The organism is Krasilnikovia sp. M28-CT-15 (genome assembly GCF_047159595.1).
In the GTDB taxonomy this organism is placed as follows: Bacteria; Actinomycetota; Actinomycetes; order Mycobacteriales; family Micromonosporaceae; genus Actinoplanes.
Map to the genome: position 1 here is coordinate 3,668,040 of NZ_BAAGAK010000001.1, position 14,662 is coordinate 3,682,701.

Below are 14,662 nucleotides of genomic sequence, written 5' to 3' on the forward strand. Positions count from 1 at the left end.
GAGTTGTTAACCGGTTTCGTTCATCTATGAATGTCGATGGAGACGTATCGTCCGACGATCGGCATCGATCGATCTACGGAGGAACGCGTGCGCAGACCCAGAAGGTCCGCCGTCGTCGGATTACTCGCCACCACCCTGGTCATCACCGCGCCGCTCGGCGCCGCCGCCGGCCCGCAGCACCCACCGGCGGCCACCCCGCTCACCGGCACTCCGGTCGGCTCGGAGTACGACTTCGTCGACAATCGGCCCGGCACCGCGGCCCCGACCGCCGCCCAGCGGTCCCTGGTCGCGGGCGACGGGGTCGTCGCCCGGTGGAACCGGCTGGGCACCCCCGCCTCGCTCACCCCCACCCCACGCCGGGTGCTGGCGGCCGAGCCCGGCGGCGACCCCGAGACGGTCGCCCGGCGCTACCTCAAGGGCAGCCAGGCGCTGTTCGCGCAGGACGCGGCGGACGTCGACACCATGCAGACCCTCGCGCAGACCAAGGTCGGCACCGGCACGGTCGTGCTGCTGCGCCAACGCTACGGTGGCCTGCCCGCCGCCCATGACGGCCTCGTGGCCGTGGCGGTCAAGGGCGGCGACGTCCTGCGGGTGACCTCCTCGCTGAGCCCGCGCACCGAGCGCCCCGCCCCCGCCACCCTCACCCCGGCCGTGGCGCTGGCGAAAGCCCTGGCAGACGCCCGGATACCCCGTGCCGAGCTGGCCCAGCACCGGATCCGCCGGGTGGCCGTGCCGATGCCCGGCGCCGCCCCGCGCGCCGCGTTCGAAGTGGTCGTGCTCTCGCGCGACGCGGACCACCCGCTCGGATACACGACGTACGTCGACGGGCGCAGCGGTGACGTGCTGATCCGCGAGAACCTGGTCAACTTCGACGCCGACAACCCCCGCTGGAAGGTCTTCCCCGCCACCCCGACCGGCACCTCGGACACCCGGCAGACGTGGTGTGCCCGCACCGCCACCGACTGCGCCCGGGCCGTGCTCGACCCGGCGACCGGCCGGGACTGGGACATCGACCCGGCCACCGGTGCGTCGTCGTCGACCACCGTGGGCAACTCCGCCGAGTCCGTGCGCTACTGGGGCAACGGGACCCCGCAGATCCCGGCCGCGGCCCGGCCCGACCGCGAGTACACGTACCCGTTCACCAACCAGTGGAACGCCACCAAGTGCGATCCCGCGTCGCTCACGTCGCCGGAGCAGGCCGACGTCGACGCCGCCACCGCGAACCTGTTCGCGATGCACAACCGCATGCACGACTGGGCGTACCACCTGGGCTTCACCGAGGCCACCTGGAACCTGCAGAAGACCAACACCAGGTACGGCAAGGGCGGCGACCCCGAGCACGGCAACGCCCAGCAGGGCGCCGCCACCTCGAGCATCCGCAACAACGCCAACCAGTCCACCCCGCCGGACGGCATGCTGCCGGTCACGAACATGTACATGTGGCAGCCGTTCGCGGGTGTGTCGTACCCGCCGTGCGTCGACGGCGACTTCGACATGACGGTGATCGGGCACGAGTACACCCATGCGATCTCGAACCGGATGGTCGCCGGGCCGGACTCGGGCCTCAGCTCCAGCCAGGGCGGCGCGATGGGCGAGAGCTGGTCCGACCTGATGGCGATGGAGTACCTGTACGAGAGCGGCTACACCCCGCGCGGCAACACCCCGTTCGTCACGGGGGCGTTTGTGACCGGCGACAACGCCACCGGCATCCGCAACTACGACATGAGCAACAGCCCGCTCAACTACAGCGACTACGGCTACGACCGGTTCCCCGGCGTGCACCCCGACGGCGAGATCTGGAGCGCGACCAACGTCGACATCCGCCGCGCTCTGCTCGCCAAGTACGGCTCGGGCACCCGCGCCCTCCAGGAGAGCTGCGCGAACGGCACCACCGCGGTGACGGAATGCCCGGGCAACCGCCGCTGGGTGCAGCTCGTCTTCGACTCGTTCCTGCTGCAGGCCACCGGCCAGGCCAGCATGCTCGACATGCGGGACAACATGATCACCGCGGACGCGCTGCGCTTCGACGGGGCCAACGCCGACCTGCTGTGGAACGCGTTCGCGGCGCGCGGTTTCGGCGCCGGTGCGGCCAGCGGCCCGTCGGACACCGACCCGGTGCCCAGCTTCGCCTCACCGGTGGTGGACAACATCGAGGCGACGTTCAAGCCGCTGGGTGACGCCACCGGCAAGCCGGTGCGGCTCTACATCGGCGACTACGAGTCCGGGGTGGTCCCGGTCGCCGACACCGACCCGGCCACCGCGATCCCGGACACGGTGACGCTGGCCCCGGGCACGTACCGGTTCTACGCGGTGGGCCGCGGTTTCGGCGGCAAGCGGTGGACCCAGACGTTGTATCCGGGCGGCAGCCCGGTGCTCGGCGTGGTGCTGCCCACCAACCTCGCGTCGTCCGCGTCCGGCGCCACGCTCACCGGCGACGGTTCTTCGCCGGGCGCCCTGGCCGACGACGCGGAGGCCAGCGTGTGGAGCGCCAGCGGTGGGGCGGCCGGCCGGCAGGTCACCGTGGACCTGGCGGGGGACACCGCCAAGCTGGTGTCGCGGGTGCAGCTGAGCACGTTCGGCGGCGGGTTCAGCGGGCTGCGCCAGTTCGAGGTGCTGGCCTGCGACGCCACCCGTGGTCAGGACTGCGCCACGGATGCCGGGTACCGCAGCATCTACACCAGTGCGGCGGACGCGTTCCCGGCCGGGCAGTTCCGGCCGAAGGTGCCGCAGCAGATCCTGCGCTCGTTCACGGTCCGGCCGACCCCGGCCACCCACGTGCGGCTACGCACCCTGCAGAACCAGTGCACCAGCAACCCGCTCTATGCCGGGGAGCAGGACAACGACCCGCGGGCCGCCACGGACTGCGCCACCGCGTCGAGCGCCGGCCAGTCGGTGAACGCCGCGGAGTTCCAGGTGTTCAGCAGCTGAGTCACCGGGCCCGCCCGCCGGGATCGGCGGGCGGGCCCATTCACCACCGAGGCGGAAAATTGACCGGCAATGGGGCGGCCCGCGAAAGAACAGCGATTCTTTCGCTCACTTTCCCCTTCCATTCCCGCCAGAAATGCGCAACCGCCACCCGCGTTGACCAGGGTTCTTGCGTGTTCGTGCGCGGTGGAAGCGTTTTCCGAGCAGCAACCGTTGGTCTCCTGTGCAGTCAGTCTCAAAGCATTTCGGGCATGTTTGAACGATGCCTAACATGCGGAATCCCGTGGGACTCTCACCAGGAGAAAACGCGGCGCTGCGGAGGAGGCAACCATGGCCGAGACGTTCGTGTACGACTTCGCCGACGGCAACCGGGACCTCAAGGACCTGCTCGGCGGCAAGGGCGCGAACCTGGCCGAGATGACGAACCTCGGGCTGCCCGTGCCACCCGGGTTCACCATCACCACGACCGCCTGCCGCCGCTACCTCGCCGACGGGCACCGCCCCGCCGGACTCGACACCCAGATCGCCGAGCACCTCGCGAGCCTGGAATCCGCGATGGGCCGCCGCCTCGGCGACGCCGCGGACCCGCTGCTGGTCTCCGTACGCTCCGGGGCGGTGCACTCCATGCCCGGCATGATGGAGACCGTCCTCAACGTCGGCCTCAACGACGAGTCCGTGACCGGCCTGTCCGCCCAGGCGGGTGGCAACGACCGGTTCGCCTGGGACTCCTACCGCAGGCTCATCCAGATGTTCGGCAAGACGGTCTGCGACGTGCCCGGCGAGGACTTCGAGGAGGCCATCGCCGAGGCCAAGCGCGCCAAGGGTGTCCGCGAGGACCTCGCGCTGGACGCCGACGACCTGCGCGGACTCGTCACCGCGTTCAAGAAGATCTTCGCCAAGCACACCGGGCACGACTTCCCCCAGGACCCGCGCGAGCAGCTGGACCTCGCCATCGAGGCGGTGTTCCGGTCCTGGAACGCCGAGCGCGCCGTGCTGTACCGCCGCCAGGAGCGCATCCCCGCCGACCTGGGCACCGCCGTGAACATCTGCTCCATGGTCTTCGGCAACCTGGGCGCCGACTCCGGCACGGGCGTCGCGTTCACCCGCGACCCCGCCACCGGCGAGCCCGGCGTGTACGGCGACTACCTCGCCAACGCCCAGGGCGAGGACGTGGTCGCGGGCATCCGCAACACCGTGCCCCTGCAGGACCTGGAGCAGCTCGACAAGAAGTCCTTCGACGAGCTGATGGGCATCATGTCCACGTTGGAGGAGCACTACCGCGACCTGTGCGACATCGAGTTCACCATCGAGCGCGGCAAGCTGTGGATGCTGCAGACCCGGGTCGGCAAGCGCACCGCCGCGGCCGCGTTCCGGATCGCCGCCGGGCTGGTCGCCGAGGGCCGCATCGACCTGGACGAGGCGCTGCGCCGGGTCTCCGGCGCCCAGCTCGCTCAGCTGATGTTCCCCCGCTTCGACCTGTCCTCCGAGCCGACCCCGCTGACCCGCGGCGTCGGCGCCTCCCCGGGCGCGGCGGTCGGCCAGGCCGTGTTCGACTCGCGCCGCGCGGTCGAGCTGGCCGCCGACGGCGTACCCGTGATCCTGGTGCGCCGGGAGACCAACCCGGACGACCTGGCCGGGATGATCGCCGCCCAGGGCATCCTCACCGCGCGCGGCGGCAAGACCAGCCACGCCGCCGTGGTGGCCCGGGGCATGGGCAAGACGTGTGTCTGCGGCGCGGACGAGATGGAGGTCGGCCGGGACGCGTTCACGGTCGGCGGCACCCGCATCGAAGAAGGCCAGGTCGTCTCGATCGACGGCACCACCGGCCGGGTCTACCTGGGCCCGGTGCCGGTGCGCCCGTCCGAGGTGGTGCGCTACTTCGAGGGCGAGCTGGACGCCGGGCACGACGACGACCCGCTGGTCGCCGCGGTGCACCTGATCATGTCGCATGCGGACGCCCAGCGCCGGCTGCGGGTGCGCACCAACGCCGACACCGGCGCGGACGCCGCCCGGGCCCGCCGCTTCGGCGCGGAGGGCATCGGCCTGTGCCGCACCGAGCACATGTTCCTCGGCGACCGCCGCGAGCTCGTGGAGCGCCTCATCCTGGCGGCCACGGACACCGAACGCGCGGACGCCCTGGCGGCCCTGCTGCCGCTGCAGCGGGCCGACTTCGTCGACATCCTGCGCGAGATGGACGGCCTGCCGGTCACCGTGCGGCTCATCGACCCGCCGCTGCACGAGTTCCTGCCGTCGCTGGAGGACCTGGCGGTGCAGGTCGCGGTGGCCCACGAGCGTGGCGAGGACGCGGGGCGTACCGAGGAGATGCTGGCCGCGGTGCGCCGCATGCACGAACAGAACCCGATGCTGGGCCTGCGCGGCGTACGTCTGGGCCTGGTCATTCCGGGCCTGTTCGCGATGCAGGTCCGCGCGATCGCCGAGGCCGCCGCGACGCTGGCCCGCGAGGGCCGCGACCCGCGGCCCGAGATCATGGTGCCGTTGGTCGGCGCGGTGCAGGAGCTGGAGACGGTACGCACGGAGGCGGAGAAGATCATCGCCGAGGTGATCGGGGACGCCGGGGTGACCGTCCTGATCGGCACGATGATCGAGGTGCCGCGGGCGGCGCTGACCGCCGGGCAGATCGCCGAGGCGGCCGAGTTCTTCTCCTTCGGCACCAACGACCTGACCCAGATGGCCTGGGGCTTCTCCCGCGACGACGTGGAGGGCGCCTTCTTCTGGAAGTACCTGGAGCTGGGCATCTTCGGCATCTCGCCGTTCGAGTCGCTGGACCGCGACGGCGTCGGGCGGCTGGTGCGCATCGCCGTGCAGGAAGGCCGGGCGGCCCGCCCGGACCTGAAGCTCGGGGTGTGCGGCGAGCACGGCGGCGACCCGGAGTCGGTGCACTTCTTCCACGAGGCGGGGCTGGACTACGTGTCCTGTTCCCCGTTCCGGGTACCGGTGGCGCGGCTGGAGGCCGGCCGAGCCGCCCTGTGACTGAACGGGCCGCGGTCAATGGCGACCGCGGCCCGTTCATTACGACGGTTGTGCCTGCAGCGCAGCCAGGTAGGAACCGGGGCAGCCAGGTAGGAACCGGGGCAGCCAGGTAGGAACCGGGGCGAACGCCGCCTTACCCCTTCACGCTGCCCGCCAGCAGGCCGCGGACGAAGTAACGCTGCAGCAGCAGGAAGATCGTGACGGGCACGATGATCGAGATGAAGGCGCCCGCGGACAGCAGGTGCCAGGCGGTTCCGCGGGTGCCGCTGAGGTTCGCCAGGGCGAGCGTGACCGGCGCGACCTCGGTGCCGCCCCCGGCGAAGGTCAGTGCCACCAGCAGGTCGTTCCACACCCACAGGAACTGGAAGATGGCGAACGCCGCCAGCGCGGGAATCATCAGCGGCAGCAGCACCCGGAAGAAGATCGCCACGTGTCCCGCGCCGTCGATCCGGGCCGCCTCGAGCAGCCCGGCGGGCACCTCCCGCATGAAGTTGTGCAGCAGGTAGATGGCCAGCGGCAGCGCGAACGCCGAGTGCGACAGCCACAGCGTCCAGAACGTGTTGTTGATCCCGGTACCCACATAGAGCTTGAGCAGGGGGATCAGGGCCACCTGCAACGGGACGACCTGTAGCGCGAACACGGCCAGGAACAGGACGTTGCGACCCGGGAATTTGATCCACGCGAACGCGTACGCGGCCAGCGACGCCAGGAACAGCGGGATCAGCACCGACGGGATCGCGATGACGATCGAGTTGACGAAGTACTCGCCCAGCCCGGCACCGGTCTCGGGGTCGAGCACGGCGCGGTAGTTGTCCATGGTGACCGTGGAGTCGCTGAAGAAGAACGTCCACCAGCCGGTCGTCTTGATCTCCTTCTCCGGGCGGAAGGACGAGACGAGCAGCCCGAAGGTGGGGATCGTCCAGACGAACGCGATGACCACCGCGACCAGCGAGGCCCAGGGGGAGGTGAGCCGCCGCTTGGCGACCGCCGCGGCGGTCAGCTTCTCCGTGGTCAGTGGAGCGGTCTGCACGTCAGAGGTCGTGCTCATGGGGACTCCGAGGCTCGCAGGTGCCGGACGTTGTAGACCACGATCGGGATGACCAGGATGAACAGCAGCACCGCCAGCGCGGCGCCGAGTCCCTGGTTGCCGCTGCGGAAGCTCTGGCTGTAGAACTCGTTGGCGATGACGCTGGTGTCGAACTGGCCGCCGGTCATGGTTCGGACGATGTCGAAGACCTTCAGGGTCCCGATGCCGATCGTGGTGAGCACGACGACCACGGCCGGGCGGATGCTGGGCAGCGTCACGAATCGGAACATCCCCCACGCGCCGACCCCGTCGAGCCGCGCCGCCTCGACGATGTCATCAGGGATGGCCTTGATGGCCGCGGACAGCACGGTCATCGCGAACCCGGACTGGATCCAGATCATGACCACGATGAGCAGGAACGTGTTCAGCGGCGAGTCCACCAGCCACTGCTGGGGTTCCCCGCCCAGCCAGACGATGATCTGGTTGAGCAGCCCGATCTGCTGCACCCCGGGTTGGTCCGGCCGGTACGTGTACACGAACCGCCAGATGATCGAGGCGCCGACGAACGAGATCGCCATGGGCAGGAAGATCAGCGCCTTGGCGAACGACTCGAGCGTGGCCTTGTCCACCAGGATCGCGTAGAGCAGGCCGATCGCCGTGGCCACGAACGGCGTCACCACCACCCACAGCACCGTATTGCGCAGCACCACGAGCTGGCCGGCGTCGGTGAAGATCGTCTTGTAGTTGTCGAGGCCGATGAAGTTCACCAGCTGGGCGTCGAAGAACGACTCGTAGATGGTGCGCATGCCGGGATAGACCAGCCCGACGCTCAGCATGAGCAAAGCGGGCGCCAGGTAGGCGTACGCGACGACCCGGTCGTTGCGCCGCCCGCCGACGCGCCCGGCGACGAAGAGGATCACGCCCATGACCGCCGCGAACATGCCGATCGCGGCGAACATCTGCATGAACTTCTCCGAGGTGGTCTGCGCCGTGGTGAACACGGACCCTTACCTCCTTGGGGATGAACGGGCCGGCCGACGGCGAGGGGGTCCGCCACCGGCCGGCCCGGACGGTACGTCAGGCCAATCGGCCGTGGCCTACTTGGGCCAGGCCTTCTCGATGTTGTCCACCGTCGTCTTGGTGTCCTGGCCGGTGATCCAGTTCGTCGCCTGCTTCCAGAACGCGTTCGAGCCGATCGCCGCGGGCATCTGGTCGGAGCCGTCGAAGCGGAACACCGCCGCCGGGTCCTGCAGCAGCGTGGCGGCGAGCTTGTCGATCGGGCTGCCCAGCTTGCTGACGTCGAGGCCCTTGTTGGCGCTCACCCACCCCTGCGAGACCGATGCCTTGACGTTGGCCCAGGTGTCCGTGGACAGGTAGGTCTGGAACGCCTTGACCTCGGGCCGGTCCGCGAACGCCAGGTTGAACTCGCCACCGCCGAGCAGCGGCTTGCTGCTGGCGTCCTTGCCGGGCAGGTAGAACGCGAAGACGGCGCCGTCCTCGGCCACCTTGGTCTCCTTGGGGAAGTTCGCGGCGTAGAAGCTGGCCTGCCGGTGCATCGCGCACTGGTCCTCCAGGATCGGCAGACCCGCGTCCTGGAAGGTGGTGGTGGCGATGCTCTTGACGTCGCCCAGTCCGCCGTTCACATAGGCCGGATTCTTCAGGTACGCACCGACCGCGTCGAGCGCGGCGGTGGACTCGGGGCCGTTGAACGGGATCTGGTGCTTGACCCACTTGTCGTAGGTCTCCGGCCCGGACAGCCGGAGCATGAAGTCCTCCATCCAGTCCGTGACCGGCCAGCCGGTGGCCTCACCGCTGCTGATGCCCGCGCACCACGGCTTCGGGACCTTCTTGTCCGCGACCATCTTGTCGGTCAGTGCCTTGAGATCATCGAGGGTCTTCGGGACCTGGTAGTTGTTGTCCTGGAAGAACTTCGGGGAGTACCAGACAAGGCTCTTGATGCTGGCCCCGGACGGCGCGGCGTAGAACTTGCCGTTGACCGTGCCGTAGCTCTTCCATTCCTTGCTCCAGAACTTGTCGACGTTGGCCGAGACCTCCTCGGGCGCCGGCTTGGCCTTGCCCGTGGCCACGAGCTGCTGCACCAGGCCGGGCTGCGGCACGATCGCGATGTCGGGCGGGTTACCGGCCTGGGCCCGGACCAGGATCTGGGTCTCGAAGGACTTGTCGCCCTCGTATTTGACCGTCACCCCGGTGCAGTTCTCGAATGGCTTGTAGGAATCCTTGTACGCCTGGTCCTCCGGCGTGACGATGCCGGCGAACACCGTGACCGTCTTGCCCTTGAGGTCGCCGTACTTGGTATATGGAGAACAGTCGATTGCCTGGGCCGACGGGCCGGAGCCGCCGCTCTTCGTGTCGCTGCTACCGCACGCGGCCAGGCTGAACGCCAGCCCCACACCGAGCGTTCCGGCGAGGGCGACCCGGAATACGGGTCTGGTTGGTTGACCGGACATGCCTCTCCCTATGTTCGCGTTTCGGATGTGACAGCACATGCCCCTTCCCGGGCGCTACCCGGAACTCAGTCAATGCGTGACAGCGGGGTTGCGCAACGATTTCCGCTTGATCGACTGGATAACAATTGGGCCTACGTCACGGGAACCAAACGTTAAGTTTGTTTACTGTTACTGTTCGACCTCATTAGTCCATGATCGCGCGCGGTCGTCACCCCCGCAGCCGGACGGCGAAGCTCCCGGCGTGGCGTACACACGAGCCGGGGGCCGCACGCCGAACGGCGTGCGGCCCCCGAGGGGAGCGCGTCAGAGCGGGGTCAGCCCACGCTCACCGCGGACCAGGCGGCCGCGGTGGCGCTGTACTGCGCGCTGCCCGTGCCGTACAGGTCGCGGGCGGCGTTCAGGGTGGCGGTCCGGGCCGCCGCGTAGTCCGTGTTCGACGTCATGTACGTGGTCAGGGCCTTGTAGAAGATCGCCCCGGCGGCGGCGTTGCCGATGCCGCTGACCGTACCGTTGTTGCAGGTCGGGCTGGTGTACGTCACGCCATTGACGGTGTGCGTGCCGCTGCCGACCGCCAGCAGGAAGAAGGCGTGGTTGCCGACGCCGGAGGAGTAGTGCACGTCCAGGTTCTTCACCGTGCTGCTCCAGCACTTCGCCGACCGGGTGTCCTTGGACGGGTCATCCATGTAGCGCAGCGGCTGGTGGCTCAGCGCGATGTTCTCACCGATCAGGTAGTCGCCCGGGTCCTGGGCGTTGTTCGAGTAGAACTCGACCAGGGTGCCGAAGATGTCGCTCATCGACTCGTTGAGCCCGCCGGACTCACCGCTGTACACCAGGCCCGCGGTCCGGGAGGTGACGCCGTGGGTCATCTCGTGGCCCGCCACGTCCAGCGAGGCGAACGGGCCGTAGGTGCTGCCGTCGCCGTCGCCGTAGGTCATGCAGAAGCAGCTGTCGGACCAGCTGGCGTTGTTGTACCCGGTGCCGTAGTGCACCCGGTTGTAGCTGCCCTTGCCGTCGCCCGCGATGCCGCGGCGGCCGAACGTCTCCAGGTAGTAGTCCCAGGTCTCCGCGACGCCGAACTGGGCGTCGACCGCGACCGTCTGGCGGTTCGACAGGGCGCCCGTACCCCAGGTGTTGTCGGGGTCGGTGAACAGCGTGCCCTTGCCGAAGCGCCGGTTGTTCATGTCCACGGTGTACGTGCCGCCCCGCTCGGGGTCCTTGAGCTGGTACGCGCTGCCGGACTGCGTGGTGTCCAGCGCGACCGCGCCCACGTTGAAGCCGGTGCCGGTGCCGCCGATGGTCTGCTCCTCGGCCCAGCGGTCGACCACCGCGCCGCTGGCGGCGTCGATCAGGGCGTGGAACTGCCCCTGCGCGGTGTCGACCTTGGTGCGCCAGACCAGCACCGGGGTGCCCGGAATCGCGTCGACGGCGAGGGTGGCAGCACCGTTCGGGGTGCCCTTGAGTGCCGCGGCGGCGGCCCGGTTCGCCTTGGCGGCGCTGAGCTTCGGGGTCGTCGCCAGGGTGAGAGGCGCCGCCTGGCTGCGGGTCACGTCGCGCAGGGCGCCGGTCGTGTTCAGGTGCGCGATGACGTCGCCACCGATGACCGGCAGGCCGAGGTAGCTGCGGTTGAGGTGGACGTGGCTGGTGCCGTCGGTCTCGACGAGCACCCCGCGCGAGGCGAAGGTGTCGCCCGCGCCGGCGGCGAACGCGGTGGCGTGGCCCCGCACGGCGCTGGTGGCGTGGTCGACCGCGAAACTGGGGGTGACCGGTCCGACGGCGGCCTGCGCCGGGGCTGCGGCTGCGGCCAGCGCCACGGACGCGAACGTCGTGGCGCTCAGAATGGCTTTGATGCGCACCGTTGCTCCTCTCCTTCCCGGCCGGGGTCGGGCCGGGATGTGAGATAGATTTTCATGAATGCCATTCAAAATGTGAAGTGTTCACGCGTAACAGATATGTGACACATCTGGCATTTACTTCGCTCTACCAAAAGAGTGATGATGTTCGATTGGCTCCCACCTGGTGGTATTGCCCGCCAACCATGGGAATCGGCCGTACGTGCCATCAGCCCTGGCCACAACGGACCCTTGCCGGCGGCCCGTTCGCCCGCCCGCCGACGCCTTCGGCCCCCGGCGCCCGCCGGTTCGCGCACGCTCAGACCTTTTTTGCGTATAGCGAAAACGAACCGGTGCGACCAGGCTCCGATAGGCAGCCCCGCGTCGGCGGGGCGAATTTGTCGGATTTGCGAGAGGCGGGCAAAAATGACCGAAGGTGGCGTCGGAATCCTCGGTACCGGCTCCTACCTTCCCGACCGCGTGGTCACCAACGACGAGTTGGCGACGTTCACGCGCGGGGCGGATCCCGCCTGGGTGGTGCGCAAGACCCGGATCGAGGCCCGCCGGTTCGCGGCACCGCACGAGGCGACCTCCGACCTGGCGACCGGCGCCGCGCGGGCGGCCCTGGCGGACGCCCGGATGCCGGCTGACCGCGTCGACTACCTGATCGTCGCCACCTCGACCGGTGACTCGCCCCAGCCGCCGACCTCCAACCTCGTGCAGGCCGCGATCGGCGCCACCCGCGCCGCCTGCCTCGACATCAACGTGGTCTGCGCGGGCTTCGTCTTCGGCCTCGCTCTCGCCCGCAGCCTCGTGGTCGCCAACCCGGACGCGGTGGTGCTGGTCGTGGCCGCCGACGTGTACTCACGAATCCTGGACTTCACCGACCGCCGCACCGCCGCCCTGTTCGGCGACGGCGCCGGGGCCGCGGTGGTCGGCGCGGTCGCCGAACCGTACGGGCTGCTCGACGTCGAGCTGGTCAGCCGCGGCGACGCGCACCGGCTGATCCGGGTCGAGGCCGGTGGCAGCCGGATGCCCGCCTCGCACGAGACCGTGGCCAGCGGCGCCCACTGGTTCCGGATGGACGGCCGTGGCGTGCGCGACTTCGTCGCCGACGGCGTACCGCCGGTCCTCGCCGACCTGCTCAAGCGCGCCGGGCTGACCACCGACGAGGTGCACCACTTCGTGCCGCACCAGGCCAACGGGGTCATGCTCGACGAACTGGTCGGTGCCTGCGGGCTACAAGGCGCGCAGACCCACCTCGTGCTCGACCGGTACGGCAACACCGGCAGCGCGTCGGTGCCCATCGCGCTGGACGCCGCGGCCCGCGAGGGAGCGTTGCGCGAGGGCGACGTGGTGCTGCTGGCCGGCTTCGGCGGCGGCATGTCCGTCGGCGCAGCGGTGCTGCGCTGGTCGCGGACCCCGCGCCCGGCGTAGCCGTACCCGGGCGGGGCGCGGGCGCGGTGCGCCGATAGAGTTTCGTGCATGAGTGAGCCCGCCGCCCGCCGCCTGCCCCCGTTGTCCATGTTGGAGGTCGCGCCGGTCGAGCAGGGCCGCTCGGCGCGTGAGGCACTGGCCATCACGGTCGCCACGGTGGAGCTGGCCGACCGGCTCGGCCTGCGCCGCGCGTGGTTCGCCGAGCATCACGGCGCCCCGATGATCAGCAGCGCCGCCCCGGCCGTGCTGGCCGCGCACACCGCCGCGACAACCACCCGGATCCGGGTCGGCTCCGGGGGAGTGCTGCTGCCCAACCACGCCCCGTGGGCGGTCGCCGAACAGTTCGCCACGCTGGACGCGCTGCATCCGGACCGGATCGACCTGGGCATCGGCCGGGGCCCCGGCACGTTCGACCCCGCGATCGTGGCGGCGCTGCAACGCGGCGCCCCGGCCACCACCGACGAGAGCTACCGCGGGAGCATCGTCGAACTGCTCGGATACCTGACCGGCCAGGGCCCGGCGCCCGTGCTGCCCGAGCAGTCGCCGACGGTCGAGCCCTGGCTGCTGTCGTCGAGCGCCGCGGGCGCGGCCCTCGCCGGTGAACTGGGCCTGCCGCTGGCGTTCGCCCACCACATCCGGCCGCAGAACACCGCCGAGGCGGTGGACCGCTACCACGGGAGTTTCCGGGCCTCGCGCTGGCGCCATCAGCCGTACGTGCTGGTCGCGGTCGAGACGACCTGCGCGGACACCGACGACGAGGCGGCCCTGCTGGGACGGCCGCTGGACGTGGTCCGGGCGGGGCTGTTCGAGGGGCGCGCCGACCAGCCGCTGCTGCCGCCGGACGCCGCCGCCGAGGTGAAGCTGCCGGACGAGGTCGAGCAGCAACTGGCCGAGTACCGCGCCCGGCAGGCGCTCGGCTCGCCCGCCACCGTCGCCGCGCGACTGGCGGCCGTGGCCGCCGAGACCGGCGCGGACGAGATCATGCTGGCCACGACGATCTACGACCCGGCCGCCCGGCGCCGGTGCCTGGAACTGGTCGCCGAGTCGGTCGCCTGAGCCGGAACACCGTCCGGCCACGGCCCGGTGTGCTCGGCCGATCACTCAAGGTGATCGTCCGTGTGCGACCTGGCCGGGTCTGCAAAGATGGCCGGATGCTCGTGACCCGACACGCCTTCCGGGGCGCCGCCGCCACCCTCTGCGCCGCCGCGCTCGCCGCCGGATGCAGCTCCGGCGGCCACGACTCCCCGGCGCCCAAGGGTGGTGTCATCAGCGCCGCGACGATGCGCGCCGCCCTGTTGCAGGGCAAGGACGTCGGGCCGACCTGGAAGGCGCCCGACGCCTCCACCGCGCCGCCCCAGCTGGCCAGCCTCTGCGGCGCCGACAACCCCGCCCCGCCGCTGCCGGGCACCCCCGAGGTGGTCACCGCCCCGCTGGTGGACGAGGGGACGACCGGGGCGCAGACGCTGACCCAGACCGCCCTGGTCTACCCCGACGCCGCGGCCGCACAGGCGGCGCAGTACGCGTTGAAGGTGGTCACCGACGCGTGCCCGCGCACGATCGACATGGACGCCCGCGACACCGGCGAGGCCCAGGAACCGGCGTACACGGAGACGGTCGCCACCACTGCGCTGAACCAGGGCGAATGGTCCGGATTCGTGGTGTTGCGTCACAAGCAGTACGAGCCCAAGCACCCGAGCACCGCCGACACCGCGATCGCCGTGCTGGTCAAGCGCAATGTGCTGCTGTTCGACTCGTACGCCATCTACCGGCTGAACAACAGCAGCCAGAGCCCACAGTTCACCTCGGACTGGCGCAAGCTCATCGGTTCGGTCATCTCCCGGGTGGACGGGCAGCCCGCCAACGGCTAACCTTTCCCCAACGCCGTTGCGAGTTCTTCCCCCGTGGAATTCGCAGCGGCGCCTTATTTTGTGCGACGACCCGCACCGGACACGAGGAAAGGGGCCGGATGCATCGCATGCATCCGG

General features: G+C 70.1%; 9 protein-coding genes. 5 read left to right on the forward strand and 4 right to left on the reverse strand.

Annotated features, from left to right (window positions below; all coding sequences use genetic code 11):
- The first annotated feature begins 87 nt into the window (after nucleotides 1–87).
- Nucleotides 88–2,928 (forward strand): M36 family metallopeptidase, encoded by a 2,841-nt coding sequence (locus ACMCNO_RS16935; protein ID WP_412750408.1) that lies wholly within the window; start codon nucleotides 88–90, stop codon nucleotides 2,926–2,928.
- Between the two features lie 327 nt (nucleotides 2,929–3,255).
- On the forward strand, nucleotides 3,256–5,916 hold the full coding sequence (gene ppdK / locus ACMCNO_RS16940; protein WP_412750409.1) for a pyruvate, phosphate dikinase: 2,661 nt from the start codon (nucleotides 3,256–3,258) through the stop codon (nucleotides 5,914–5,916).
- Between the two features lie 133 nt (nucleotides 5,917–6,049).
- On the opposite strand, the gene ACMCNO_RS16945 is transcribed toward ppdK, so the two are convergent.
- From ACMCNO_RS16945 to ACMCNO_RS16960, 4 genes are all read right to left on the reverse strand, one after another.
- Nucleotides 6,050–6,964: a carbohydrate ABC transporter permease gene (locus tag ACMCNO_RS16945; protein WP_412750410.1), complete on the reverse strand. Its 915-nt coding sequence runs from the start codon at nucleotides 6,962–6,964 to the stop codon at nucleotides 6,050–6,052.
- On the reverse strand, nucleotides 6,961–7,908 hold the full coding sequence (locus tag ACMCNO_RS16950) for a carbohydrate ABC transporter permease (protein WP_412753724.1): 948 nt from the start codon (nucleotides 7,906–7,908) through the stop codon (nucleotides 6,961–6,963). Before ACMCNO_RS16950 ends, ACMCNO_RS16945 begins: the two co-directional genes overlap by 4 nt.
- A 132-nt stretch (nucleotides 7,909–8,040) precedes the next feature.
- Entirely contained in the window at nucleotides 8,041–9,411 is a 1,371-nt protein-coding gene (locus ACMCNO_RS16955) for an ABC transporter substrate-binding protein (RefSeq protein WP_412750411.1), read from the reverse strand.
- A gap of 314 nt (nucleotides 9,412–9,725) precedes the next feature.
- On the reverse strand, nucleotides 9,726–11,264 hold the full coding sequence (locus ACMCNO_RS16960) for a M4 family metallopeptidase (protein WP_412750412.1): 1,539 nt from the start codon (nucleotides 11,262–11,264) through the stop codon (nucleotides 9,726–9,728).
- 402 nt (nucleotides 11,265–11,666) lie between these two features.
- On the opposite strand from ACMCNO_RS16960, the gene ACMCNO_RS16965 reads away from it, so the two are divergent.
- The 3 genes from ACMCNO_RS16965 (at nucleotide 11,667) to ACMCNO_RS16975 (ending at nucleotide 14,545) form a co-directional block, all read left to right on the forward strand.
- Nucleotides 11,667–12,677 carry a 3-oxoacyl-ACP synthase III family protein gene (locus ACMCNO_RS16965; protein ID WP_412750413.1) on the forward strand — a complete coding sequence of 337 codons (1,011 nt, stop codon included), beginning with the start codon at nucleotides 11,667–11,669 and terminating at the stop codon, nucleotides 12,675–12,677.
- 48 nt (nucleotides 12,678–12,725) lie between these two features.
- On the forward strand, nucleotides 12,726–13,733 hold the full coding sequence (locus tag ACMCNO_RS16970; RefSeq protein ID WP_412750414.1) for an MsnO8 family LLM class oxidoreductase: 1,008 nt from the start codon (nucleotides 12,726–12,728) through the stop codon (nucleotides 13,731–13,733).
- 95 nt (nucleotides 13,734–13,828) lie between these two features.
- Nucleotides 13,829–14,545, forward strand: coding sequence for a hypothetical protein (locus ACMCNO_RS16975; protein ID WP_412750415.1), 717 nt, complete (start codon nucleotides 13,829–13,831; stop codon nucleotides 14,543–14,545).
- Nucleotides 14,546–14,662 lie beyond the last annotated feature (117 nt).

Coding starts and splice junctions, on each gene's coding strand:
- ppdK (WP_412750409.1), top strand. CDS start 3,256: ATGGCCGAGACGTTCGTGTACGACTTCGCCGACGGCAACCGGGACCTC.
- ACMCNO_RS16945 (WP_412750410.1), bottom strand. CDS start 6,964: ATGAGCACGACCTCTGACGTGCAGACCGCTCCACTGACCACGGAGAAG.
- ACMCNO_RS16950 (WP_412753724.1), bottom strand. CDS start 7,908: ATGCAGATGTTCGCCGCGATCGGCATGTTCGCGGCGGTCATGGGCGTG.
- ACMCNO_RS16955 (WP_412750411.1), bottom strand. CDS start 9,411: ATGTCCGGTCAACCAACCAGACCCGTATTCCGGGTCGCCCTCGCCGGA.
- ACMCNO_RS16965 (WP_412750413.1), top strand. CDS start 11,667: ATGACCGAAGGTGGCGTCGGAATCCTCGGTACCGGCTCCTACCTTCCC.
- ACMCNO_RS16970 (WP_412750414.1), top strand. CDS start 12,726: ATGAGTGAGCCCGCCGCCCGCCGCCTGCCCCCGTTGTCCATGTTGGAG.
- ACMCNO_RS16975 (WP_412750415.1), top strand. CDS start 13,829: ATGCTCGTGACCCGACACGCCTTCCGGGGCGCCGCCGCCACCCTCTGC.